General features: G+C 69.1%; 21 protein-coding genes. 12 read left to right on the forward strand and 9 right to left on the reverse strand.

Annotated elements, in window-relative coordinates; all coding sequences use genetic code 11:
* Nucleotides 1-599 precede the first annotated feature (599 nt).
* The 6 genes from ACG04R_RS18960 to pedF all read right to left on the reverse strand — a co-directional run bounded on the left by ACG04R_RS18960 (nt 600) and on the right by pedF (nt 8969).
* Nucleotides 600-1730, reverse strand: a complete 1131-nt coding sequence (locus ACG04R_RS18960) for a porin (protein WP_394414344.1) — start codon at nt 1728-1730, stop codon at nt 600-602.
* Nucleotides 1731-1974: 244 nt separating this feature from the next.
* Complete coding sequence (locus ACG04R_RS18965) at nt 1975-4464, reverse strand: TonB-dependent receptor (protein WP_394414347.1); 2490 nt, start codon at nt 4462-4464, stop codon at nt 1975-1977.
* Nucleotides 4465-4584: 120 nt separating this feature from the next.
* Complete coding sequence (locus ACG04R_RS18970) at nt 4585-5526, reverse strand: beta-propeller fold lactonase family protein (RefSeq protein WP_394414350.1); 942 nt, start codon at nt 5524-5526, stop codon at nt 4585-4587.
* Nucleotides 5527-5536: 10 nt separating this feature from the next.
* Nucleotides 5537-7651 (reverse strand): TonB-dependent receptor family protein, encoded by a 2115-nt coding sequence (locus tag ACG04R_RS18975; protein WP_394414353.1) that lies wholly within the window; start codon nt 7649-7651, stop codon nt 5537-5539.
* A gap of 26 nt (nt 7652-7677) precedes the next feature.
* Nucleotides 7678-8499: a substrate-binding periplasmic protein gene (locus tag ACG04R_RS18980; protein ID WP_394414356.1), complete on the reverse strand. Its 822-nt coding sequence runs from the start codon at nt 8497-8499 to the stop codon at nt 7678-7680.
* Nucleotides 8496-8969 carry a cytochrome c-550 PedF gene (gene pedF, locus ACG04R_RS18985; protein WP_394414359.1) on the reverse strand — a complete coding sequence of 158 codons (474 nt, stop codon included), beginning with the start codon at nt 8967-8969 and terminating at the stop codon, nt 8496-8498. The genes ACG04R_RS18980 and pedF overlap by 4 nt, the downstream gene beginning before the upstream one ends.
* Before the next feature lie 240 nt (nt 8970-9209).
* Here pedF and ACG04R_RS18990 point away from each other — a divergent pair, with 240 nt between their 5' ends.
* The 8 genes from ACG04R_RS18990 to ACG04R_RS19025 all read left to right on the forward strand — a co-directional run bounded on the left by ACG04R_RS18990 (nt 9210) and on the right by ACG04R_RS19025 (nt 16523).
* A complete protein-coding gene (locus ACG04R_RS18990) occupies nt 9210-11255 on the forward strand; it encodes a sigma-54-dependent Fis family transcriptional regulator (RefSeq protein ID WP_394414362.1) in 2046 nt (681 codons plus the stop codon).
* A gap of 231 nt (nt 11256-11486) precedes the next feature.
* A complete protein-coding gene (pqqB, locus tag ACG04R_RS18995) occupies nt 11487-12422 on the forward strand; it encodes a pyrroloquinoline quinone biosynthesis protein PqqB (protein WP_394414365.1) in 936 nt (311 codons plus the stop codon).
* Complete coding sequence (locus tag ACG04R_RS19000) at nt 12419-13060, forward strand: hypothetical protein (protein WP_394414368.1); 642 nt, start codon at nt 12419-12421, stop codon at nt 13058-13060. Before pqqB ends, ACG04R_RS19000 begins: the two co-directional genes overlap by 4 nt.
* Complete coding sequence (locus ACG04R_RS19005; RefSeq protein WP_394414370.1) at nt 13057-13668, forward strand: hypothetical protein; 612 nt, start codon at nt 13057-13059, stop codon at nt 13666-13668. The genes ACG04R_RS19000 and ACG04R_RS19005 overlap by 4 nt, the downstream gene beginning before the upstream one ends.
* A complete protein-coding gene (locus ACG04R_RS19010; protein ID WP_394414373.1) occupies nt 13665-14159 on the forward strand; it encodes a hypothetical protein in 495 nt (164 codons plus the stop codon). The genes ACG04R_RS19005 and ACG04R_RS19010 overlap by 4 nt, the downstream gene beginning before the upstream one ends.
* Before the next feature lie 182 nt (nt 14160-14341).
* Entirely contained in the window at nt 14342-15022 is a 681-nt protein-coding gene (locus tag ACG04R_RS19015; protein ID WP_394414375.1) for a hypothetical protein, read from the forward strand.
* Complete coding sequence (locus ACG04R_RS19020) at nt 15022-15879, forward strand: sensor histidine kinase (protein WP_394414378.1); 858 nt, start codon at nt 15022-15024, stop codon at nt 15877-15879. The genes ACG04R_RS19015 and ACG04R_RS19020 overlap by 1 nt, the downstream gene beginning before the upstream one ends.
* Nucleotides 15876-16523: a response regulator transcription factor gene (locus ACG04R_RS19025; RefSeq protein WP_394414381.1), complete on the forward strand. Its 648-nt coding sequence runs from the start codon at nt 15876-15878 to the stop codon at nt 16521-16523. Before ACG04R_RS19020 ends, ACG04R_RS19025 begins: the two co-directional genes overlap by 4 nt.
* 1010 nt (nt 16524-17533) lie before the next feature.
* Here ACG04R_RS19025 and ACG04R_RS19030 read toward each other — a convergent pair.
* Nucleotides 17534-17839 carry a high-potential iron-sulfur protein gene (locus ACG04R_RS19030; protein ID WP_394414383.1) on the reverse strand — a complete coding sequence of 102 codons (306 nt, stop codon included), beginning with the start codon at nt 17837-17839 and terminating at the stop codon, nt 17534-17536.
* Nucleotides 17840-17913: 74 nt separating this feature from the next.
* Entirely contained in the window at nt 17914-19662 is a 1749-nt protein-coding gene (locus tag ACG04R_RS19035) for a PQQ-dependent methanol/ethanol family dehydrogenase (protein ID WP_394414386.1), read from the reverse strand.
* A gap of 416 nt (nt 19663-20078) precedes the next feature.
* Between ACG04R_RS19035 and exaC the strand changes: the two genes are divergently transcribed.
* Together exaC and ACG04R_RS19045 are read left to right on the forward strand one after the other, a co-directional pair.
* On the forward strand, nt 20079-21602 hold the full coding sequence (exaC, locus tag ACG04R_RS19040) for an acetaldehyde dehydrogenase ExaC (RefSeq protein ID WP_394414389.1): 1524 nt from the start codon (nt 20079-20081) through the stop codon (nt 21600-21602).
* Between the two features lie 80 nt (nt 21603-21682).
* Nucleotides 21683-22069 carry a DUF779 domain-containing protein gene (locus ACG04R_RS19045; protein ID WP_394414391.1) on the forward strand — a complete coding sequence of 129 codons (387 nt, stop codon included), beginning with the start codon at nt 21683-21685 and terminating at the stop codon, nt 22067-22069.
* Nucleotides 22070-22232: 163 nt separating this feature from the next.
* On the opposite strand, the gene ACG04R_RS19050 is transcribed toward ACG04R_RS19045, so the two are convergent.
* Nucleotides 22233-22880 (reverse strand): hypothetical protein, encoded by a 648-nt coding sequence (locus tag ACG04R_RS19050; RefSeq protein WP_394414394.1) that lies wholly within the window; start codon nt 22878-22880, stop codon nt 22233-22235.
* Nucleotides 22881-23258: 378 nt separating this feature from the next.
* Here ACG04R_RS19050 and mraZ point away from each other — a divergent pair, with 378 nt between their 5' ends.
* Both mraZ and rsmH read left to right on the forward strand, forming a co-directional pair.
* The gene (gene mraZ / locus ACG04R_RS19055) at nt 23259-23690 is read left to right on the forward strand and encodes a division/cell wall cluster transcriptional repressor MraZ (protein ID WP_394414994.1); all 432 of its coding nucleotides are present in this window, start codon (nt 23259-23261) and stop codon (nt 23688-23690) included.
* Complete coding sequence (rsmH, locus tag ACG04R_RS19060; RefSeq protein ID WP_394414397.1) at nt 23690-24643, forward strand: 16S rRNA (cytosine(1402)-N(4))-methyltransferase RsmH; 954 nt, start codon at nt 23690-23692, stop codon at nt 24641-24643. Before mraZ ends, rsmH begins: the two co-directional genes overlap by 1 nt.
* The last annotated feature ends 1 nt before the right edge of the window (nt 24644 follow it).

Below are 24644 nucleotides of genomic sequence, written 5' to 3' on the forward strand. Positions count from 1 at the left end.
AAGTCCTGAGACCGCTGCATAACTTCTACTGAATCGCCCCGGGTATCGCGGAGAACCGCGCTTCGCCGGCCCTGCTCATTGCAGCTAGGTCGCGCCGCAGGGCTTTATGCTCGCTGGATCGCCCCTCACTCGAGAGCACGGAAAAGTCGCTGCTGTCGAGATAAACGAGCGGTACGTTAGCCATGGCGAGCACTTGCTGGTGAGTAGAATCACTGTATATTTTTACATGTCTAACAACCTACGGCCGCTCCGAGACTGACCTGGGCCCGAGGAAATGCCGTCAGGGGTTGGTGCTGTATATTTGAACAGCTCTATCAGTTCAAAGTTTGTTGACGGCTGTCCTGAAAAGTTCAGACTTAGATGACGATGCCCGTCAAAGTTGAATGGCGAATTTCCCAATTCCCCCAGGAGGCCAGTTCAGTGATAGCTGGCGATCGACACTTGGCGCGGGCACAGGGTGTGGGCATGAAAATCCCACGATACAAAAAAGAGGCCGGGACGACGGGCATGCCCGCGGCCTCGGCCCGGTTTGGCGATCGGCGGCGGGATGGCCTTGCCGCCGCCTTGGCGTTGCCGGGCTCTCCCGAGCCCGCGCCCTGTCAGAAGAACACGATGCCGCCCAGTGCGACGCCGTTCATGCGAGCCTCGTCGCCCGTCACGGGCTTGGACGTCGTGCGGCTGATCTCGGTGACCAGCGTGACGCTCTTGGTCAGGCCGTAGTAGAGGCCGGCCGTCACATTGCTGTTGCTGCGCAGGTCGGTGGCTGCGCCATCCTTCAGGCGGCTTTCGCCCCAGTTCAGGCCGAACTTGGCCTTGGCCGTGGCCTGCCAGGTGGCCTGCAGCAGCAGGTTGGTCTGCTTGCGGTTGCCGCTGTCGCCGTCGGACAGCACGCCCAGGCCCTTGCCGGACTGCACGTTGGCCGAGAAGCCCAGCGAACCCAGGTTGACGCTGGCGCCGACCTCGGCCGCGTTCAGCGTGAAGCCGGTGTCGGCCGGGCCGTCGAACTTCTGGCGCTTGACGCCGACCCAGGCCTTGCCGCCGTCGAACTTGACGGACGCCAGCGCCTGCAGCTGCGGCTCGCTGCGGCCGGTGAAGCTCGTGCCTGCAGCGTCGACGGGGCTCATCAGCGCGACGGTGGCCGAGAAGCCGCCGCTGGTGGGCAGCGTGTAGGCCATCTGGCCGTAGGTGCCGAGGTAGGTGTAGCCGGAGCCGATGTGGCCCAGCGTGACGCGGTTGCGCTGCGTGGCGCTGACCGGCGCGCCAGCGCCCAGCAGCGTCATGTCGCCGAGGATGGCGGACGAGCCGAACAGGCCGTAGTCGCGGCCCAGCTTGACGCTGCCCATGTCGGCATTGCCGATCGTGACGAAGCCCTGGCGCACGTCGACGTTGCTGTTGTTGGAGATGGCGTCGCCGCTGGCGACGGCGGCGCCGATCATCAGCGTGGCGCTGATGTCGAAACCTTCCTGGCGCGTCTTGGCCGTCGTCGTCAGCGCGTTGGGCAGCAGGCCGTTGCCGATGACGGTGCGGCCATCGGTGCCGCCGCAGCCTAGCGCCTTGGTCGCCAGCGCGAGGCCGCCGACGGTCTGCGAGCCCGAGCAGCTGGTGTGCGTGTAGTAGGCGTTGACGATGCCGCCGAGGCTGATGTCCCACTCGCCGGCCTTGAAGTCGGCGGCGTGGGCCGTGCCGGCGGTGGCGAGCGCGGCGGCGAGAGCGGTGCGGGTGATGTTCATGTTGTCTCCTGTGAGTTATGGGCTGTGGCCGTAGCGCCTTGCGCAAGCGCTATGCCAGTGCCGATGTGGAGCGAGCCGTGTCGTGGGGCGTTGCAGCACGGCGCAGGAGTGACAGCCCGCCGTGCCGCGCTGGGACGCCTTTGCGGGTCGTGCCGTGCGTCGGCTGTGGCGTGCCCACTGCCTGCCACTGCTGCGCGCTGCAGCGCCGCTGTCACCGCGCGCAGCAGCGGTACAGGGCTTGTGCCTAGAAGCTGAGCTTCACGCCCACCGACACGCTGCGCGGCGCGCCCGGTGCGTAGAAGGTTGCGTGGCGCAACGGTCGGTCGCCGTTGGCGTTCGCGGCGAACGGCCGGCTCTGGAAGTTGCCCGCGTCGTTGAAGCCTGTGGGCCCGAGCTGGGCGGCCGTGCTGTAGGCCTGGTCGAACAGGTTGGCGACCTGCGCGAACAGCTTCAGCCCCTTGGCCAGCTTCCACGCGGCGTTGATGTTCACGACCGCGTAGCCGGCGCTGTAGCCGGGGCCGAGGTAGTAGATGCCGTCGGGCCGGTGCTGGCCGTTCTCGTTGCCGCGTGCGAGCGAGCGGCCCATCGCGACGGCATCGGCGCCGAGCGACCAGGCCTCGCCGACATCGAGGTCCACGTAGAGCTTGAGCATGCGGCGCGGCACCAGCGGGATGCGGTCGCCGGGCTGGATCTGCAGCGTGCCGTCCACGCCGGGGAAGCCGGCCTGCGCTGCGCTGTTGCTGCTGTTGGACGCGCCGTTGACGACCTCGGCCGTGCGGTAGGTGGCATCGAGCAGCGTGAGGTTGGCACCCGCCGTCAGCCCCTTGGCTGGCTCGGCGCTGAGGCCCAGCTCCACGCCCTGGCGCCGCGTCTTGCCGAAGTTCTTGAAGTAGCCGAAGCCGGCTGCGTTGTCGGCGACGAACAGCAGGTCGTCGCGGTTGTCGGAGCGGAACAGGCCCAGGCTCCAGGCGACCGGTCCGCCGGCCGTGCTGCGCACGCCAGCCTCGACCGTCGTCGTGACGACCTGCTTCAGCGGCGGGTCACCGGCGAAGGCGTTGGGCAGCTTGCAGGGGTTGGTGGGGTCGGCGCAGCCCAGCTCGATGGACGACGGCGTACGGCTGCCCTGGTTGATGCCGACCCAGGCGTTGACGCTGGCCACGGGATTGAAGGTCAGCCCCAGCGCTGGGTTGAAACGGCTGAAGCGGTGGTCACCGTCGAGTGACCCCGGGCCGCCACCAGGCGTGATGGCGTCGCGGTTTTTCACGCTTGTGCTGTTGTAGCGGCCGGACAGCGTCAGGTGCGCGTTGCGCGCCACGCTGAGCACGGTGCTGGCGAAGACACTGAACGTGCGCGCGCTGCCTGACAGGTCGACGCGCGTGTCGTAAGGCTCGCCGTCGATGTTGCCGCCGCTGACGCCGTCACCGAAGGCGCCGACGCCGGTGATGCTGCGGTCGGCGGTCAGGTAGCCCAGCTCCGAGCCCTGCGTGAAGTGGCTGCGGCTGAAGTCGGCCGCCACGCCGACGAGGGACTGGCTCTTCAAGCCCAGCAGCGGGCCGTCGTAGCCCAGTTGCGCCGCGAATCCCGCGTTGCTCTGGTTGGTGTGGGTCTGGTTGATGACGCCGTTGCACTTCTCGCCCGGCTCGTCGTTCAGCAGGGCCTGGGCGATGCAGCGCCACTTCGGGAACGGCGCGTTGGTGGCACTCTCGCCCGAGGTCGGGAAGCCCGTGTAGCCGGCGGCCGTCAGTGCGGCGCGCTCGGTGGCGTTGGGCTGGTAGAGCGACTGGTCCAGCGCGTCGTCGTTGAGGTCGCCGTTGTAGGTGCGGGTGCGGATCTGCCGCGCGTAGACGTTGCCGCTGAGCGTCCACTGCTCGCCTAGCGCCTGCGACAGCGTGAGGTTGAGCAGCAGCGCGCGGTTCTTCGTGTTGTCGGGCTTGGTGTAGACGCTGGCGCGGTCGCGCGCCAGGAAGCGCTGCTCCTGCAGGCCGTTGCCGTTGAGGTCGGTGCGGGCGGCGGCGGCGGTGAGCGCGATGTCGGTGTCGCCGTTGCGCCGGCCCAGCTTGGCGAACAGCTGGCTCGCGTGGGACGGCGAGTCATCGCGCCAGCCGCGTTCGTCGAACTGGTGGCCGGTGACGAACCAGTGGGTGCCGTCCGCCGTGCTGCCGCCATGCTCGAACTCAACGGCACCGCGGCCGTGCGAGCCGGCCAGCGCCTGCAGCGACGAGCCCGGGTTCTTCAGCCCGTCCTTGGTCTGCACGGCCAGTGCGCCGCCCAGCGTGTTGAGGCCGAACAGCGGGTTGGAGCCGGGGTTCAGCGCGACGGACGCGATGGCCGCCTTCGGAACCAGGTCCCAGCTGACGACGTCGCCGAACGGCTGGTTCAGCCGCACGCCGTCCAGGTACAGCGACAGGCCCTGCTGCGTGCCCAGCAGCGGCGAAGCCGTGTAGCCGCGATAGTTCACGTCCGGCTGCAGCGGGTTGCCCTGCACCTCGTTCAGGTGGACGCTGCCCAACCGCCGGTTCATGAAGCTGCTCAGGTCCAGCGCCTGGGTGCGCTCGATGTCGGCGGCGCGCGCGGTCTGCACGGCGGCGGCGATCCAGTCGCGCGGTACGTCGGCGCCGGCCACCGGCGACAGGCCGACGACCTCGACGCGTTCCAGCTGGATCTGCGCCTGCGCGGCGGGCCACGCGAGCAGGGCCAGCGCCGCGAAGCCGAGCCTGTGGTGATGGGATTTCATGTCGTCCTCTGAGCCGTTCTTGTTGTGGACGATTCTTCGGAGCGAGGGGCGCGGTGGCTCGGGAAGACTTCCCGTCATGGCCCCCGAGGAACTACCGCCTGCTGCGCCACGCTGGAACAGTCAATGGATCACCACGCCCCACGGCAGCTTGCCCACCGTCACGTCGGCCACCTTCTTCTGTGTCTCGGTGTCGATGACCGATACGGCGCCCGAGCGCCCGCAGGCCACGTAGAGCTTGCGGCCGTCTGGCGTCAGCGCCATGTTCCACGGCCGCTGGCCGACGGGAATGGTCGCGACGAAGGTCATGCGGTCCACGTCCAGCACCGACACGGTCCCGTCGCCACCGTTGGAAACGAACACGCGCCGGCCGTCCGGGTGCACGCTGATGCCGTTGCTCTTGGGCCCTGCCATCAGCTTGTCCTGCACCGTGAAGGTCTGCGTGTTGATGACGTAGATCTCGCTGGACATCTCGGCCGCGACGAAGGCGCGCCGTCCGTCCGGCGAGAAGCCGATGCCGCGCGGTCGCGTGCCGACCGGGATCTGTGCGATCTGCGCGCGCTTGGCCACGTCGATGACGTCCACCGCCTCGCCCTCCTCGGCGCTGACCAGCACCCAGCGCCCATCGGGGCTGAACACGGCGTGCTCGGGGTTCTTGCCCTTCACCTTGACGGCGAAGCTGCGCGTCATCGTGCGCGTGTCGACGAACACGACCTCGTTGCTCTCCTCCACGGCGGCCGTCACCCAGCGACCGTCGGGCGACTGGCCCAGGCCCTCGGGCGATTCGCCGAGCGGGATCTCGCCGGCCTGGCGGCGTGCGGCCAGGTCCAGCACGACGAGGCGGTTGCCGGGCTGGTCGCTGACGTAGGCACGGCGGCCGTCGGGGCTGATGACGGCGCCGCGTGGCTTGGCGCCGGCGGGCAGCTCGTACAGCACCGCGTCGGTCGCGGTGTCGATGACGCTGAGCGTGCCGGAGCCCTCGTTGGACACATAGGCCAGCGGGCCGGCATGGGCTTGCGCGATGGTGGCCGCGAGCAGGGTAAGCGTGGGCAGGACGCGGTGCATGGCGTTCTCCTCAGAAACGGTAAGAGGCTGTCGCGCTGGCGAGCCAGGTGCGGCCCGGCGCGGGCTCGAAGAAGCGGTTGTTGCCGTCGTTGACGATGACCGACCCGGCGTAGCGGCGGTCCGCCAGGTTGTCCACGCGCAGCAGCGCGCCAAGGTCCCAGGCGCCGACGCTCAGCTGGTAGCCGGCGAACGTCGCCAGCGTGGCGTAGCCGGGCGCGGCGTCGCTGTTCAGGTCGTTGACCCAGACCTTGCCCAGCGCCCGACCTTCGACACCGACGCGCCAGCCGCCGGTCGGCTGCCAGGTCAGTGCGCCGTACAGCGAAGTCTTTGCGATGCCGGGGATGCGGTTGCCGGCGGCGACCTGCTGGTTGGCCGCGGCGCAGGGCGTGGCCGTGCAGGTCAGGAAGCCGTCCTGGTAGCGCGCGTCCAGCCACGTGGCGGCGAGTTGCGCCTGCAGCGTCGGCGCGATCTGCCAGCTGCCCGACGCCTCCAGCCCGCGGCGGCGCGTGGCGCCGGCGTTCTGGTAAGTGGCGCGGCCGCCGACGTTGGTCTGCGTGACGATCTCGTGCTCGGTGGTCGTCTGGAACACGGCCAGCGTGGCCTCGGCGCCGGCCCAGGGCCTGGCCTTGACGCCCATCTCGACGCTGCGGCTCAGCGAGGCCTGCAGCGCGAAGTTCAGGCCGGTGGCGCCGCTGGCGCGGTAGGCCAGCTCGTTGAGCGTCGGCGTCTCGAAGCCCTTGCCTGCGGTGGCGTAGACGTGCAGCCCCTCGCCGACCGCGTAGCTCGCGCCCAGCACCGGCAGCGTCGCGGCGTAGAGCGCGCTGCCGCTGTCGTCGGGGTTGGTCTTGGTGATGTAGGCGTCGGCGGAGCTGAAGTTGACGCGGCTGTGGCGCACGCCGGCACTGAGCAGCCAGGCCGCGGTGGGCTGCCATTGCGCCTGCAGGTAGGGGTCGGCGCTGCTGACGCGGTTGGTCTCGTCGCGGCGGAGTGCGCCAGCCACGCCCAGCGTCGTGCCGATGAAGTTCTGCCGGCCGACGCGGTGCTCGCGCAAGTCGTCGGCGGCGACACCGGCGACGAGGTTGACGGTCTCGCCCTTCCAGCGCCAGCGGATGTCGGCGCCTTCGTAGTCGCGCGCCAGGTCGATGACGCCGCCGGGGTGCAGCGGGTTGGTCTGCGTCGCGACCGGGATGGACTGGAACTGCTGGGTCGTGCGGTGGCCCTGGTATACCATCAGCCGCAGCGTGTTGGCCGCGTCGACGCCGTGCTCCAGCACCGCACCGACCTGCTCCTGCTTCATCGTCTTGCGCGTGTCGAAGCTCAGCGCCGTGGGGTCGACGCTGCGCGGGTCGGCTTGCCACTGCGCGCGCGTCAGGCCCAGCGGGTCCTGCGCTTCGGGCAGCTCGACGCTGTTGCCGATCAGCGTGAGCTGCGTGTCGGTGCCCAGCTTCCAGTTCAGTCGCACGTTCTCCAGCCGACGCTCGGCGGCGCTGTGCTGGCGGTAACCGTCGGTCGTGAAGCGGCTCGCGCCCAGCGTGTACGAGAAGCTGCCCAGCTTGCCGCTGCTGGCCGCGCCCACGCGGCGCAGGCCGTCGCTGCCGAAGGCGACGCCGGTGTCCACGCGTGGCGGGCCGGCAGGGGCTTCGGAATAGATGCTGATGACGCCGCCCGACGAGTTGCCGTACAGCGCAGAGAACGGCCCGCGCAGCACTTCCACGCGGCCCACGGTGCCGATCTCGACATTGGTGATCTGGCCCTGTCCGTCGGGCAGCGTGGCGGGGATGTCGTCCACGTAGACGCGCACGCCGCGGATGCCGAAGCTGGCTCGCGCGCCGAAGCCGCGCACCGAGATCTGCACGTCCTGCGCGTAGTTCTGGCGGTCGCGGGCCAGCAGGCCGGGCACGCTGCCGAGGCCCTCGGAGATGTTGACCTGGGCGCGGCCGGCGCGCAGCGCGTCGCCGTCGATGCGGTCGATGGAAGCGGGCAGGGCGGACATGGCCGCCTCGCTGCGCGTGGCCGTCACGACGACGGGTTCGAGGACGGTCGGCTCGGCCTGGGCCGCCGCCGCGGTGCTCGCGGCCAGCGCGAGGGCGGTCCTTCGCGTCGCCTGCGCGAATGTCTTTTTCATGGGTGTCTCCTCGGGCGGTGGTCGATTCAGGCGGGACGCCAGGCCACCTTGTATTTGGCAAAGATCTCACCCACGCGGCCGGCCTGCGAGAGGCGGTTCAGCGCGTCCTGCAAGGCTTCGGCGAGGTCGGTGGCGTCGCGCTTCACGGCCATGCCGGCGGCCCAGCCATCGCGCGGGGCGCGCGGCGACGGCAGCGGCTCGATGCGGTAGGCAGTGTCGCCGGCCAGCACGGCCTCCAGTTCGGACGAGAGGCCGGCCGCCGCGGCCACCTCGCCGCGTTGCAGCGCGCGGGCCGCGTCGCAGCCGTCCTTCCACTGCGTCAGCAGCTGCTCGCGGTAGGCGCCGTTGTCCGCGCCGATCATCAGCCAGCCGGCCAGGGTCTGCCCGGCCACGGCGACGCGGCGTGTGCCGAGCTGGGACAGGCTGTCCAGCACCGGCAGGTCCGCCACGCGCCGCGCCAGCACCACGTGCTCGCGGTAGTAAGGGCCGAAGATGCGTGCCTGCGGCGTGGCCTCGATCAGCGGGCGGTCCACCGGCACGTGCATCAGCACGTCGGCCGGGCCGTAGCCGAGGTAGTGGCCCTTCCAGACCATGTTGCGCAGGTCGTCGTTCATGTTCTCGTCGGCGATGAACGGCAGCGGCGAGAACTTGACGCCGATGGCTTCGGCCAGCGCCTGGCCCAGCTCGACGTCGATGCCTTTGCCCTTCAGGTGGAAGGGCGGCATGTCTTCGTACAGGCCGACGACGAGGCGGCCGCGTTCGCGGACCTGGGCGAGCGTGGTGGCGCCGGCCTGCGTGCCGGTCAGGGCACCTGCCGCCGCCCACGCGAGGAGGTGTCTTCTGTTCACAGCGGCTTCTCCCGGCGGGTTTCCAGGTAGGACTTGATGGCCCACATGGCTTCCTGCGTGAACACGCCCTCGAACGGCGGCATGTAGACGGCGCCGTTGCGGCTGCGGCCGTGGCGGATGGTGTTCAGGAAGTAGTCGTCGTTCTCCTTCACGCAGGCGGCCTTCTTGGCATCGTCCTTCAGCGTGGTGCAGTCGTTGTCCAGGCGGCGCAGGTCGGGGGCGATGCCGCCGGAGATGGCCTCCAGGCCGTGGCAGCGGGCGCAGTTCTGGTTGAAGGCCGACGTGCCGATCTTGATGGCCGCCTCGTTGCCGCGGTAGGGGTTCTCGGGCCGCCAGCCTTCGCCGAGCTGGGGCAGGCTGGTGGTGTCCACCGCCTGCGGCGTGACGTCGCCGTGGCCCCAGGCCTGCATGGTGGCGGCCAGGGCGGCGATGCAAAGAATGCCGCCGATGACGAGGGGTTGGGTTTTCATGAAGCTGTCTCCGTGGTTGTCGAGGGCTGCAAGGCCCGTGTCGGGTTCGAGGCTCAAACTGCAAGCCACATGCCAGCGCCGGATTGCTCCAACTTGACACAGTCGCTCACGCCCTCGCTTGCGTCAGCGCATGGACAGCCGGTGCGGTTTGGGACACGATGAATGCCGACCTCAACGAGCGCGGCATCTGATCGCGCAGTCAACGGAGACAAGCCTGTCGAGGCAGGCCAAGGAAGCCTCATGTCCATCGACACCGAAGCGCCGGCCGGCGCGGCCCCCCTGGCGCCACCGCGACAGGCCTTCATCGAGCGCAGCCATCAGCGCAGCGAAGCCCTGGGCCTGAAGCGCCACGAGAAGAGCGGCTTCGACCCGCTGGTCCGCAGCGACCTCAACGTCGCCCGGGAGCGCAACCAGCGCCTGTACACGCACGCCGCGCCGGTCATGCAACTGCTCTACGAGCAGATCGTCAACACCGAAAGCATGATCGTGCTGACCGATGCGCAGGGCACCATCCTGCATGCCGTCGGCGACGACAGCTTCCTGGCCCGCGCCCACCGCGTGGCGCTGGCGCCGGGCGAGAACTGGGCCGAGCACGCCAAGGGCACCAACGCCATCGGCACGGCGCTGTTCGAGGAGGCGCCGACGCTGGTCCATGGCGGCGAGCACTTCATGCACGCCAACAGCTTCCTGACCTGCTCGGCCTCGCCGATCTTCGACCCGCGCGGCAACATGCTGGGCGTGCTGGACGTGACCGGCGACCACCGCGGCTACCACCAGCACACCATGGGCCTGGTGCGCATGTCGGCCCGCATGATCGAGAACCACTGGCTCTCGGACGACTACAACAACCGCCTGCGCCTGCATTTCCACAGCCGGCCCGAGTTCATCGGCACGCTGCTGGAAGGCATCCTCGTCGTCTCGCCCGACGGCCGCCTGCTGGGCGCCAACCGCGCGGCGCTGGACCAACTCGGCATGCGCGGCGCCGAGCTGCGCGCGCGCAGCCTCAGCAGCCTGCTCGGTACGACACCGGCGGCCGTCTACGACCACTTCCGCATGCCGCTGTCGCCGCCGATGCAGGTCAGCCTGCCGACGGGGCAGACGCTGTTCGTCACGGCACGCTTCGACTGGCCTTCGCGGCCCGTCGTGGCCGGGATGCACGTGGCCGACGCCGAGGTGGCCGAGGTGCGCGAGCCGGCGCCGGCGGTCGAGCCCGTCCAGGTCGACGCCACGGGCGCGCAGCGCTTCTCCGGCCTGCAATACCTGCGCACCGGCGACCCGCAGCTGGAGACCGTCATCCAGAAGGTGCGCCGCGTGCTGGACCGCGGCATCCCGCTGCTCGTGCTCGGCGAGACCGGCACGGGCAAGGAGCTGCTGGCCCGCGCCGTGCACCACGACTCCAACCGCTCGCGCCAGCCCTTCGTGGCCGTCAACTGCGCATCCATCCCCGAGAGCCTCATCGAGGCCGAGCTGTTCGGCTACGAGGAGGGGGCCTTCACCGGCGCGCGGCGCAAGGGCGCGCCGGGCCGGCTGGTGCAGGCCAATGGCGGCACGCTGTTCCTGGACGAGATCGGCGACATGCCGCTGGCGCTGCAGGCGCGGCTGCTGCGTGCGCTGCAGGAGCGCAGCGTGACGCCTCTCGGCAGCACCAAGTCCATCGCCGTGGACATCGCCGTCATCGGCGCGACGCACCGCAACCTGCGCGACATGATCGCCGCGCAGACCTTCCGCGAAGACCTCTACTACCGCCTCAACGGCCTGGCGCTGCGGCTGCCGGCACTGCGGGAGCGGACCGACCTGGAGGCCATCGTGCGTCGCATCCTGCAGGCCGAGCGCCCGCAGGACACGCCCGAACTGAGCCCGCAGGTGCTGGGCATGTTCCGCCGCTACCAGTGGCCCGGCAACATCCGCCAGCTGGCCAACGTGCTGCGCACGGCGGCCGTCATGTCGGCCGGCGAGCGGCTGGTGACGACGGCCCATCTGTCCGACGACTTCCTCGAAGACATGCAGCGCGCCGGCGGCCACGTGCTGCCGCCACCGGCGCCCGCGCCGGCGTGGGCGTCCTACGAGCCCATGCCCGTGCTGCCCGCGCCGGCCCCCGTCGCGGCGCCGGCGGCCGAGCCTGCCACGGCGCGCACGCTGGGCCAGGCCGAGATCGACATGATCCGCGCCACGCTGGACGCGGTGGGCGGCAACATCTCGCTGGCCTCCAAGCAGCTGGGCATCAGCCGCAACACCATCTATCGCAAGCTGCGCTGGAACGCCGCCGGCGAGCAGCAGCCCGAGTGACGCCGGCGGCGGCCCGGACGGGCCGCGGCGTTGTTGCTTGACATCAAGCCGGCGCGGAAAACGGCCAGGGACTTTCCCAGGGGGCGCGCGCCGCGGACTGTGCCGATCTGGAGCAAAACCCCCGATTGACACGGCCTGAACGGCCGAAAACGCAAGGCACGGGTTTTGCACCGATGGGGCATCGATCCGTGGAACCTTGCCCATGACCCGTTCTTTCCAGCGGAGCTTCTCATGAAGCTCCTCGTGCTCGGCTCCGGCGCCGGCGGCGGCTTCCCGCTGTGGAACTGCCACTGCCGCCTGTGCAGCGCCTGGCGGCGCGGCGAGCTCGACGCCAGCGCACGCACGCAATCATCCATCGCCATCTCGCAGGACGGTCTGCCCGGCGAGGGCTGGCTGCTCATCAACGCATCGCCAGACCTGCCGCAGCAGATCCGCGACACGCGCGAACTGCAGCCGGGCCATGCGGGCGACGTGCCCATCCGCGCCGTCATGCTGCTGGACTCGCGGCTGCATCACGTCGCCGGCCTCCTGAGCCTGCGCGAGAGCCGCGAGCTGGAGGTGTACGCGACGCCGCTGGTGTTCGAGGACCTGACGGCCGACCTGCCGCTGCTGCACGTGCTGGAGAGCTACTGCCGTGTGCGCTGGCGCATGCTGCCCATCGCCGGCGACCGGCGCAGCGCGGCGTTCGAGATCCCGGGCTTCCCGGCGCTGCGCTTCGCCGTCGTCGCCGTGCCGGCGCGCACGCCGCGGCATGCCCGGCCGCGCAGCGAGGCCGCCGGCGAGTGCATCGCGCTGCAGGTGCAGGATGTGCGCACGGGCGGGCGGCTCTTCCTGTCGCCGGCGATGGCCGGCGTCGGTGAGGCCGAGCTGGCGTGCATGCGCGAGGCCGACTGCGTCGTCGTCGACGGCAGCTTCTGGACCGAGCACGGCCTACAGGAGGCCGGCGTCGGGAACTTGAGTGCCAGCGAGAAGGGCCACCTGCCGCAGCGCAGCCACGGCGAGCGCCCCGGCATGATCGACGCGCTGCGGGCCAGCGGCGCGGCGCGCAAGGTGCTGACCCACATCCACCACAGCAACCCCATCCTCGACCGCGGCGGCGCGCAGCACCGCGAGCTGGCCGAGCAGGGCATCGAGGTGGCGCATGACGGCATGGTGATCGAGCTATGAGCGCGGTGGTCATCTCTCGTCCCTCGCGCCCGGCCGAGCCGCTGTGGCTGGAGTGGCTGACGCTCGTCGGCGGCCTGGCCTTCTGCACCTGGCTGCTGGGCGTGCGTGGCGTCTGGGCGCTGCTGCTGAGCGCTGACCCGACCGGGCTGACGCTGGTCATCACCGCCGTCTTCCTGTGCACCACGCTGTGGTGCGGCCAGCGCTCGCGCGAGCTGCAGCGCCAGCGCCTGCTGCTGGCCGAGCCGCACCGCACGCGTGATGGCGAGGCCAGCTGGGCGGCCGAGTACCTGAGCGCGCCCGGTGGCCTGGCCACCGACCTGCTGCTGGAGCACAGCCACGGCCCGCACGGCACGGCCTGGTGGGTCAATGGCATCCAGCTCAAGCTGGGGCTGCTGGGCAAGGTCATCGGCTTCTCGATGCTGGCCCTGTCCATCGGCAAGCTGCACAGCTTCGACCCCGCGCAGTCGCAGGAGCTGCTGCGCAGCCTGACCGCGGGCCTGGGCGTGGCGCTGCTGACGACGATGGTGGGACTGGTGGGCAACATCCTGCTGGGCCTGCAGCTGACGCGTCTGGACCGATTTGCCGACGCCCTGGTCGCCGATATCCAGCGCGCCGCGCTGGCGAAGGACGCCGCGTGACCCGCCGCCTGCGCCGAGGCTCGCGGGAGGCCGAGGTCGACCCGTTCTACGACATGCTGTTCAACCTGCTGATCGGCTTCGTCTTCTGCTTCATCGTTGCGCTGCTGGCGATGAACCCGCGCGCGCTGAAGGCGGGCGACGTGCCGTCCAAGGCCGAGTACCTCATCAACGTCGCCTGGCCCGACAACAGCCCCGACGACATCGACACCTGGGTGCAGGACCCTGGCGGCAACCTGGTGTGGTTCCGCCAGCGCGAGGCCGGGCTGATGTACCTGGACCGCGACGACCGCGGCGAGGGCAACGCGGCCGCCATCATCAACGGCCAGCGCATCCAGAGCCCGTTCCGGCAGGAAGTCGTCAGCCTGCGCGGCATCGTGCCCGGCGAGCACATCGTCAACGTGCAGTACTACCAGTCGCACGACGGCCAGGCCGTGCCGGTGACCGTGACGGTCATCAAGGTCAACCCGCGCGCCGACGTCGTCTTCTACGGCACCGTCAAGCTGGCCCGCCAGGGCGACGAGGCCACCGCCGTGCGCTTCACGCTGCTGCCCGATGGCAGCGTCGTCAACGTGAACACGCTCCCCAAAAGCCTGATGCAACGAACATGACCCTGCCCATCGTCCTCAGCTTCTCCGCACTGCTGCTGCTGTGCCTGCTCGCCCTGCTGCAATCGCGCTGGCCCGCGTGGCTGCGCGGCCTGCTGGTCGTCGGCGTCAGCGCGTTCTACTTCTACGCCGAAGGCGCCATCCACACGCTGTGGGGCTGGCCCAGTGGCGACCCGCTGCCCGAGCGCTTCGTGCTGCTGGCCGCCGTCATCGAGGAGCCCACGGGCAAGCGCGACGGCGCGCTCTACGTGTGGGTCAACGCCATCGAGGACGGCAAGCCCGCCGCGCAGCCGCGGGCCTACCTGCTGCCCTACAGCAAGGACCTGCACGCACTGCTGAACGACGGCGTGAAGAAGGTGCGTAACGGCATCAGCCAGCTCGGCACGGCCGAGCCCAAGACCGGCCGCAAGGGGCTGGCCTGGCTGCGGCCCGGCAGTGACGAGCAGCAGGTCAAGTTGCGCGACATGCCCCTGCCTCAATTGCCGGAGAAATGAATATGCCCCTCGTCCAGTCTCGCCACGCCGAACGCGGGCGGCCCTGGCCGGTCCCCCGAGGGGACGGCGATGCTCGCGGCATCGAGCCGCGAGCACATCGCCCAACGGGCCGGCTTGGGAGCGACCCGGCGCCCGGCCCGAAATACGCCGGCCTCAGGCGCCGCTGCTTTCCCCTTCTCTTCTTGGCCCTGGCCGGCTGCACCCGCTCGCCCGGCACCGGCAACGAGGCCTGGTTCCCGCTCGAAGCCGGCCACCGCTGGACCTACACGGTGACGACGCGCAGCGGCAACGACGCCGCCGAGCGCGACACACTGACGATGCGGACGCTGGGCAGCGACACACTGGTGCTGGACGACAAGCCCGCCTGGCAGCGCCGCAGTGACAGCGGCGTGAACTACTGGCTGCGCGCCGACGACGGCGGCATCGTCCGCGTGGCCAGCAAGAGCGACATGCAGACCGAGCCCGTGGCCGACGCGCCGGGCCGCTACGTGCTGAAGGCGCCGTTCGCCGTCGGCACGCAGTGGCAGGCGCCGACGACGGCCTACCTGCTGATGCGCACCAGCGAGTACCCGCGCGAGATCCGCCACAGCCATGCCGACGTGCCGATGACCTACGAGATCGAGGCCGTCGCCGACGAGGTGCAGACGGCCGCGGGCAGGTTCTCGCCCTGCCTGCGCGTGCGCGGCAGCGCGACGGTGCGTGTCTTCGTCGACCCGATGACCGGCTGGCGCGACCAGCCACTGAACACGCGCGAGTGGTACTGCCGCGGCGTCGGACTCGTGAAGCTGGAGCGCAGCGAGCCGTCCAGTTCGCCGATGCTGATCGGCGGTTCGCGCACGCTGGAGCTGGAGGAGTGGCGGTGATGCCGGCGCGGCGCGACCTGCTGGCGGTGGGCGCCGCGACGCTTGCCGTCTGGGCGCTGGGCAGCGCGGGGCAGTGGCGGGAGCGCTTCAGCGCCGTGCTGGAGGGCTACGAACCCTGGCAGGTGGACGAGCTGCCGCTGGCGCTGACGGTCATGACCGTCGGCCTGGCCTGGGCGGCCTGGCGCCGCCACCGCGAGGCAGCGAGGCTGCTGCGCCACAACCGCGAGCTGGCGCGCCAACTGATTGCCGTGCAGGAGGCCGAGCGTCAGTCGCTGGCGCGTGAGCTGCACGACGAGCTGGCGCAGCATTGCACGGCGATCCGCTTCGAAGCGGCGGTGGCCGAGCGCTGCACGGAGCTGGCCGCAGCGCAGGACGCCGCCCGCCGTGCGGCGCACAGCGCACAGAGCCTGCAGCTGGGCGTGCGCCGCCTGTTGCGCCAGCTGCGCCCCACGGACCTCGATGCTCTGGGCCTGGCCGCCGCGCTGCAGGTGCTGTGTGCGCAGCGCGCCTGGCCGGCCTGCCGCTTCGAGGCCGCTGATGGCGAGTCGATGAGCTTTGGCGAAGACGTCGACATGGCCGTCTACCGCGTTGCGCAGGAGGCGCTGTCCAACGCGCTGCGCCACGCGCACGCGACGGCCGTGCAGGTGCAGCTGGCTGTGCTGCCGGGGGGCGTGCGTTTGAGCGTGCAGGATGACGGCCTGGGTTTCGATGCGAGCGCGGAGACGCCAGGACTGGGGCTGCTGGGCGCCCGCGAGCGCGCCGCGGCGCTGGGCGGGCGGCTGGACGTGCGCAGCGCACCCGGGCAAGGCACGCGCGTCGAGCTGTGGCTGCCGCTGCCCATCGGAGTGGCGTCATGACACGGCTGTTGCTGGTGGATGACCACCCCGTCGTGCGCGCCGGCTACCAGCGCCTGCTGGAGCTGGGCGGGGGCTGGCGCGTCGTGGCCCAGGCCGGCTCGGTGGACGAGGCGCTGGACCTGCACCGCGAGCACCAGCCCGAGCTGACCATCACCGACCTGGGCCTGCCCGGCCGCGGCGGGCTGGAACTGTTGCGCCATCTGCTGGAGCGCGACGCCGGTGCGCGCGTGCTGGTGTTCAGCATGCACGAGGGCGAGGCGATGGTGCGGCGGGCGTTCGCGATGGGCGCGCGCGGCTACGTGACGAAGAGCAGCGAGCCGCAGGAACTGCTGGACGCGGTCGCCCGCGTCATGGCGGGGCGGCGGCATCTGTGCGGTGGGCTGCCGGCGCACTGGCTGCAGCCGTCGCCTGTCGGTGGCGATGACGAGGGCTTGCAGCGCCTGAGCGACCGCGAATTCGAGGTCTTCCGCCTGCTGGCGCAGGGCCTGACGCCGGCGGGCTGCGCGGCGGCGCTGCATCTCAGCTCCAAGACCGTGTCCAACCTGCAGGCGCAGATCCGCGACAAGCTGGGCCTGGCCAGCACCGCGGCGATGGCACATCTGGCGTTGCGACGGGGCCTGATTGACGGCGTCTTCAGCCGCTGAATGTGGTCATGTCGCCGGCCTGGTGGGGGCTCTCGCGCAGTGCGCCAGGGTACCGGTACCAGCAAGGGGAAAGAGGGCCGGAGTTCCGCGAAGCGCTACTTGCCGGGGACGGCTTCCAGCCAGGAGCAGCCGTCAACGACTGGCTGCTTCATGGCGACCACGGTGTGGGGCCTGTGCTCAAGCGTTGAGTCGGCGTCTCTACTGCCGGAGCCGCCCCAGCGCGACGGCCTCGAGCCAGGGTTCTCCGCGTGAACCACGGACTACTGGCAATGGCAACATCCGGGCGCCGCTGGCCGGCCGGCGCCTTCGATAGGTTTGTAACCGGCGCGGCATTTGCCCGGAAAAATAGCACCCGATTGGCAGCGCGGCACAGTGGAGGAAGTTCATATGCAACAAGCACTTAGCCCGGCTTCCGGGCGACCCGTTACTGCGCGGACTGCCGTGATAGGCCGCGCTGGCCTGCGGTCTACAACACGTTAGGTGCAAATGGTGGACTTGCAGTCACTTGCCTCAAAGCTAAGAGACAAACGCGCTTGGGTTGTCTGGTGTCTGGTCGTCGGCATCATTTCCGTCGGTCTTGCTATCTTTTTTGTCCCATCCCAGCTCGGATTCATTCTTGCTGGCCCGCTTGTCATTCTTCCATGGGCGCTCTTATGTGCCGCCTTTGCGCGCAGTCCATCGAAATTTTCACTCCGGTGCATTTCCGCGTTTGCGCTTGGCGGGCTAGCGTGGCCGCTTCTCTACATCTAGGCTTGGCACCTAACCATTCATTCAAGCCGACGTTGCTTCGCAACGCGGCTTAACTCAAGCGTTGAGCGGCAGCTTTCCGGAAGCTTGGTAGGTCGGTTCCGACGTCCGCTTCGGGTCGATAGCGCCCATCGGCAACTCAGGTGGGCTGCGTCCAATGTGCATGCTGAGCGAGGTGAACGTCTGATGGAGAGCGATCCGGCATGGCCGGCAGTCGCAGCAACCCACAGCCGCCATTCGCAAATGTTCCGAAGCCCTGCACTTCAGCCGGGCGCCTTCACCCACGCATTGCACCAGCCGTTCTTCGCGACCTGGGCCTTGCGGCCGAACATCGCGCAGTTGCTCCAGGCGTCGGTGGGCTTGGCCTGCCAGAACTGGCAGTTGGCGCAGTGCTGGCTGGGCTGGTGCTTGGGGAACTTGGCGGTATCGACCTTGGTGGTGTCGTGCTTGTAGCCGAGCGCCACGGCGGTTTCGCTGGTTTCGTCGACGGGCGACGTCTGGGCGATGGCCGGGCTGGCGAGGGCGGCCATCGTGGCCTGGAGCATGAAGATGCGGCGGGTGGGTTGCATGGGGAATACCTCGGAGAAAGACAAGGCGCCGGCCCGCCTGCGCAGGCCGGCGCCTTCACATCGGAACAATCGGCTTACTTGGGCAGCTTGAAGGCCCAGACCATGCCGCCTTGTTCGAGGTAGCTGACCCGCTTGGCCACGTCACCACCCCACAGCGGCACGGCACCGCCCCAGCCGGACACGACGCCGATGTACTGCTCGCCGTTCTGCTGCCAGGCGATCGGAGGCGCGACGACGCCGGAGCCGGTCTGGAACTGCCACACGACCTTGCCGGTCTTGGCGTCCGCGGCCTTGAGCCAGCCCTCCGGCGTGCCCCAGAACACGAGGTTGCCGGCGGTCGTCAGCACGCCGCCCCACAGCGGCGCGTTGTTCTTGACCTCCCAGACGATCTTGCCGGTCTTGGGGTCCACGGCACGCAGCGCGCCGATGTAGTCGTCGTTCAGCGTCTTGATCGTGAAGCCGGCGCCCAGGTAGGCCGCGCCCTTCTTGTAGGCGATGGGCTCGTTCCAGATCTCCATGCCCCACTCGTTGGACGGCACGTAGAACAGCTTGGTGTCGGGGCTGTAGGCCATGGGCATCTGGTTCTTGCCGCCCAGGAAGGAGGGCGCTGAGAACACCGAGTTGCCCTTCTTGCCGTCGGCGCCGGCGGTCGGGTCGCCGGGGCGGTTCTCGGGCACGAAGTTCGGGCGGCCGGTCTTCAGGTCGATGCCGGTGGCCCAGGTGATCTTCTTGACGAAGGGGAAGGCGTTGTTCAGCTGGCCGTTGGTCGCGTCCAGCACGTAGAAGAAGCCGTTGCGGTCGGCCTTGGCGCCCATGCGCTTGCCGTCCATGTCGAAGGTGATGAACTCGTTGACGCCGTCGAAGTCCCAGCCGTCGTTGGGCGTGCCCTGGTAGTGCCACTTGATCTGGCCGGTCTTCACGTCGATGGCGATCGTTGAGCAGCTGAACAGGTTGTCGCCCTGGCGCAGGTGGCTGTTCCACGGTGCGGGGTTGCCGGCGCCGAAGTAGGCGAGGCCGGTCTTGGGGTCGAAGGTGCCGCCCAGCCACGTGGCCGCGCCGCCGGTCTTCCACAGGTCGCCTGGCCAGCTCTTGCCGGGCGTGCCGGAGACGCCGTTCTCGCGCTTGTTGCCGTCCTTGTCCCAGATGTAGCCCATGTGGCCCTCGACGGTGGGGCGCGTCCAGACCATCTTGCCGGTGCGCGGGTCGCGCGCCTCGACACGGCCGACGACGCCGAACTCCCCGCCCGACACGCCGGTCAGCAGCAGGCCGTTGGCGATGATGGGCGCGGCGGTGGACGAATAGCCGGCGGCGTAGTCGTCGATCTTTTCCTTCCAGACGACGTCGCCGGTGTTCTGGTCCAGCGCCACGATCTGCGCGTCCAGCGTCGTGAAGATGACGAGGTTGTCGAACAGCGCCGCGCCGCGGTTCACGACGTCGCAGCAGGGCATGATGCCGTCGGGCAGGCGGTGCTCGTACTTCCACAGCTTGGCGCCGGTGGCGGCGTCCAGCGCAAAGATGCGCGAGTAGGACGCCGTTACGAACATCTTGCCGTTGTGGATCAGCGGCTGCGACTCCTGGCCGCGCTGCTTCTCGCCGCCGAAGGAGAAGGCCCAGGCCGGCACGAGCTTGGCGACGTTGCCGGCGTTGATCTGCTTGAGCGGCGAGTGGCGCTGGCCCTGCGTGCCCAGGCCCCAGGACAGGACCTCCTGGCCGGACTTGGACGAGGCTTCGATCATCTGCTCGGTCACGGCGGCCGATGCGCTGCCGACGGCCACGAGGCCGAGACCAAAGGCCATCAGGGCGGCGAGAGGCTTGAGTTGCATGGTGTTGTCTCCGGTGTTGATGGATGTGCGCCGCCATGCCGATGCGGCGGGCGGGTGGACAGCCCAGGCGCAAGCTCCATGCCAGTCGCAATCGGCACGAAATCGCGGCGAGATGGAGCAGTCAGGCGACCTCGGCGGCCCGCCGGGTGCTGGGTTCCACCAAAGGACTGTGTCAATGCGGCGGCCGGCTGCGCCGCGGTGAGACATCGAGGGGGTTGGCAGCGGCGAGTCGCCGGACTAGCGTGTTAGCGCGACGCGGTGTCCCGTCCTGTGCCGAACTGCTCCAGGCTGCAACAGTCCTCGGGTGATTTCCCTTGGCTTTGTGCCCCGGCAGCGGTGTGCAAGCGCCTCTGGCGGCCTGGCACGGGTTCTGCGTTGTTCAGCAGGCGTTACCCCATTCGCACAGGAGACAAGCCATGACTGTTTATGCCGCTCCCGGCCAGGCCGGTGCCAAGATTGCCTACAAGCCCCGCTACGACAACTTCATCGGTGGCAAGTTCGTGCCGCCTGTTGACGGCCAGTACTTCGATGTGATCTCGCCGATCAACGGCAAGGTCTACACGCAGGCCGCGCGTTCCACCGCCGCCGACATCGACAAGGCGCTTGACGCCGCCCACGCCGCCGCCGCCAAGTGGGCCGCCGTGCCGGCCGCCGACCGCGCCAACCTGCTGCTGAAGATCGCCGACCGCATCGAGGCCAACCTGGAACTGCTGGCCTATGCCGAGACCGTCGACAACGGCAAGCCCATCCGCGAGACGCTGAATGCCGACATCCCGCTGGCCGTGGATCACTTCCGCTACTTCGCCGGCTGCGTGCGCGCGCAGGAAGGCGCGCTGAGCGAGATCGACCACAACACCATCGCGTATCACTTCCACGAGCCGCTGGGTGTCGTCGGCCAGATCATCCCGTGGAACTTCCCGATCCTGATGGCGGCCTGGAAGCTGGCGCCGGCTCTCGGTGCGGGCAACTGCGTCGTGCTCAAGCCGGCCGAGAGCACGCCGATCAGCCTGCTGGTGCTGACCGAGCTGATCGCCGACCTGCTGCCCGCCGGCGTGCTCAACATCGTCAACGGCTTCGGCCGCGAAGCCGGCATGCCGCTGGCCAACAGCAAGCGCATCGCCAAGATTGCCTTCACCGGTTCCACCGCCACCGGCAAGGTCATCGCGCAGGCGGCGGCCAGCAACCTGATCCCCGCCACGCTGGAGCTGGGCGGCAAGAGCCCCAACATCTTCTTTGAAGACGTGATGGCGGCCGATGACGCCTTCCTGGACAAGGCCATCGAAGGCCTGGTGCTGTTCGCGTTCAACCAGGGCGAGGTCTGCACCTGCCCCAGCCGCGCGCTGATCCAGGAATCCATCTACGACCGCTTCATGGAGCGCGCCATCAAGCGCGTCGCGGCCATCAAGCAGGGCAACCCGCTGGACACCGACACGATGATGGGTGCGCAGGCCTCGTCCATCCAGATGGACAAGATCCAGACCTACCTCGCGCTGGGCAAGGAAGAGGGCGCCAAGGTGCTGATCGGCGGCGAGCGTGCGCAGCTGGGCGGCGACCTGGCCGGCGGCTACTACATCCAGCCGACCCTGTTCCAGGGCCACAACAACATGCGCATCTTCCGCGAGGAGATCTTCGGCCCCGTGCTGGCCGTGACCACCTTCAAGGACGAGGCCGAGGCGCTGGCCATCGCCAACGACACGCCCTACGGCCTCGGTGCCGGCGTGTGGAGCCGCGATGGCAGCCGCGCCTACCGCCTGGGCCGCGGCATCCAGGCCGGCCGCGTGTGGACGAACTGCTACCACGCCTACCCGGCCCACGCGGCCTTCGGCGGCTACAAGGAATCCGGCATTGGCCGCGAGACCCACAAGGCCATGCTCGACCACTACCAGCAGACCAAGAATCTGCTGGTCAGCTACAGCCCGAACGCGCTGGGCTTCTTCTGATCACGGCGCCCTGATCGGGCGTTCGTGACCGGTAGATCATGGGGCGGCTTCGGCTGCCCCATTTCGTTGAAGGAATGCTGATGGCAGCCCCCATCCCCCGCGTGCAGGCCACCGCCGCCGCGCGCGCCCTGATCGCCCGGCTGCGCGCGGAGCACGGCGCGCTGCTGTTCTACCAGTCGCATGGCTGCTGCGCCGGCAGTGCGCCGATGTGCTTTGCCGTGCACGAGTTGAAGCTCAACGCCGATGACCGCCTGCTGGGCAGTGTGGACGGTGTGCCGGTGTACGCCAGCGTCGCCCAGTGCGACTACCTCGCCGGCCTGCAGATGACGCTGGACGTGGCGCCCGGCAACAGCGGCAGCTTCGGCCTGGAGGACGGCTCGGGCCAGCACTTCGTCGCGCAGTTCCGGCTGTGGGCCGATGACGAGGTGCCGCATCTGGCGGTGATCGAGCCCGTGACGGGGCTCTAGGGCCGGGGCGCTCTACGGCATCAGGTCGCGAAGGCCTGCCGCTGGGCTTCTGAGCTGCCGGGCATACGGGTCCAGTGCGTCCTCGGGTCGACCCAGCGGCAGGCCGGTGACCGCCGCGAACCGCACCGGCGTGGCCAGCCCTGGTCGATCAAGGCAGCCGGCGCTACACGTTGATCGACGCGAAGCTCTTGGAGGGCACGAAGTGCATGTGGCCGCCGTTCAGCAGCGTCGGCTTGACGGTGGCTGAGGCCGACTCGTTGTTCGTCAGCGCCATGATCTGGAAGGGCTTGCCCATGCCCGTCGAGCCCAGCGTCTTCACGACGCTGTTCAGGCGCTCGGCATCCGTCTGCGTGACGTGGTCCATCTTGGACGTCCGCTTGTACTGGACCGTGCAGTGCCCGTTGATGTGGCTGATCAGGAAGTCGCAGGAATCGGTGCCCGTCTTCCCGCTGACGTCGAAGCCGCGCGCGGCGCCGGTGTAGCCGATGCCGGTGGCGAACTGCTGCAGGACGGTCTTCCAGTCATCCAGCACCTGATAGACCACCAGCAGTTCGACAGTTCCCGCGGGCATGCCTGACGCCGGCCAGGGGTTGGGGTGGATGGCCTGGATGTAGTTGAGAAAGGTCGTCGCCTGGAAGCCGGCCTTGGTCTGGCCGGAGTACGCGTAGTCGCCCCCGGCGCCGCCGCCGATGTGCCAGCCGGCCACCCAGTGCGGCGTGCTCAGGACCAGGCCCGTGCAGCCATTGACGCTGTGAAAGCCGATCGATTGGGTGTCCCAACCCGCCTGGTTGGTGCCTATCCACGTCGTCATTGCCGTCCTCCCGGTGGCTGCACTTCGGCCCGAGGGCCTTCGCAAAGATAGCCAAAGGCGAACATTGCCGCGGGCGGCAGGCTAGGGGGGGCGTTGGCTGCGCCCTCCTCGTTTGCGCCGCATGCCCGCCGCTTTGGTCCCTCCGGCCCGCGCGATGCGGACAAACACGGTTCTGTTGTTCGTCAAACCTAAAGCAGCACTTCTCAATATCAAAGCAAGTCCTTATTTATTAAGGACATTTCTTGGTTGTGCTGTTTTTTTATACAGCCATCCCTAAGTGCTTGATTTCATTGAAAAAACTTGTTCTCAATCTTGACCATGGGGGGTTGTGGACTTAAAGTGGGGAGAAGTGTTCTTTCGTGGTGAAAAGTGTCGGAAATCGTCTTTCAGGGGGCCTCAAACTTGGCGTTGGACGCCAAGGGGCGCCTGGGCGTTCCTACGCGGCACCGTGAGGTGCTGCAGCTGCTCTGCCAGGGGCGGCTGACGATCACCAAGCATCCGGACGGCTGCCTGATGCTGTTCCCGCGCCCGACGTGGGAGGTCTTTCGCGACAAGGTTGCCGCGCTGCCGATGTCGGCCGCCGGCTGGAAGCGCGTGTTCCTCGGCAACGCGATGGACGTCGAGATCGACTCGGCGGCGCGCGTGCTGATCTCTCCCGAGCTGCGCGAGAGTGCCGGCCTGGACAAGGACGTGGTGCTGCTGGGCATGGGTAGCCATTTCGAGATCTGGGACAAGAAGGCCCACGCCGCCCAGGAGGCCGAGGTGCTGGCCGGGCCGATGCCGGATTCGCTCAAGGACTTCAGCTTCTGATGGGCGCCGACGTGAACGACAGCGCCACGTTCCGCCACACGACCGTGCTGCTGGACGAGGCGGTGGACGGCGTGCTCGCGCGGCCCGACGGCGTCTACGTGGACGGCACCTTCGGCCGCGGCGGCCACTCGCGGCTGCTGCTGAGCAAGCTTGGCCCGCAGGGGCGCCTGATCGGCATCGACCGCGACCCCGAGGCCATCGCTGCGGCGGCCGCCATCACCGACCCGCGCTTCTCCATCGTCCACGCCGGTTTTGCCGACATGGCCGAGGAACTGGCGGCCATCGGCGTGCACCAGGTGGACGGCGTGCTGCTGGACCTGGGCGTGTCCAGCCCGCAGATCGACAACCCGGAGCGCGGCTTCAGCTTTCGCTTCGACGGGCCGCTGGACATGCGCATGGACACGACGCGCGGCGAGAGCGCGGCGGACTTCCTCGCGCGTGCCGACGAGCGCGCCATCGCACAGGTGATTCGGGACTATGGCGAAGAACGGTTTGCTGGCCAGATTGCAAAGGCGGTTGTTGCTCGCCGAGAAGCCGGTGCGCCGCTCACGCGCACCGACGAACTGCGCGAACTCGTGGCTCGCGCGGTCAAGACCCGCGAACCCGGCCAGGACCCGGCAACGCGCACCTTTCAAGCTCTTCGGATTCATGTCAACGGAGAGCTGGAGCAGCTTGACCAGGGGCTGAAGGCGGCGCTGCGGCTGCTGGCGCCGGGCGGTCGCCTGAGCGTCATCAGTTTCCACTCGCTGGAGGACCGGCGCGTCAAGACCTTCATCGCCGAGTACAGCAAGCATGTGTTCGACCGCCGCGCGCCGTTCGCCGAACCCGCGCCGCTGATCCTGAACGCGCTGGGCCGCATCAAGCCCAGCGACGCCGAGGTGGCCGCCAACCCGCGCTCGCGTTCCGCCGTGCTGCGTATCGCCGAGCGCACCGACGCACCGCTGAGGGCCTGAT

The sequence above is a fragment of the Pelomonas candidula genome, assembly GCF_043555985.1.
Taxonomy (GTDB): Bacteria; Pseudomonadota; Gammaproteobacteria; order Burkholderiales; family Burkholderiaceae_C; genus Pelomonas; species Pelomonas candidula.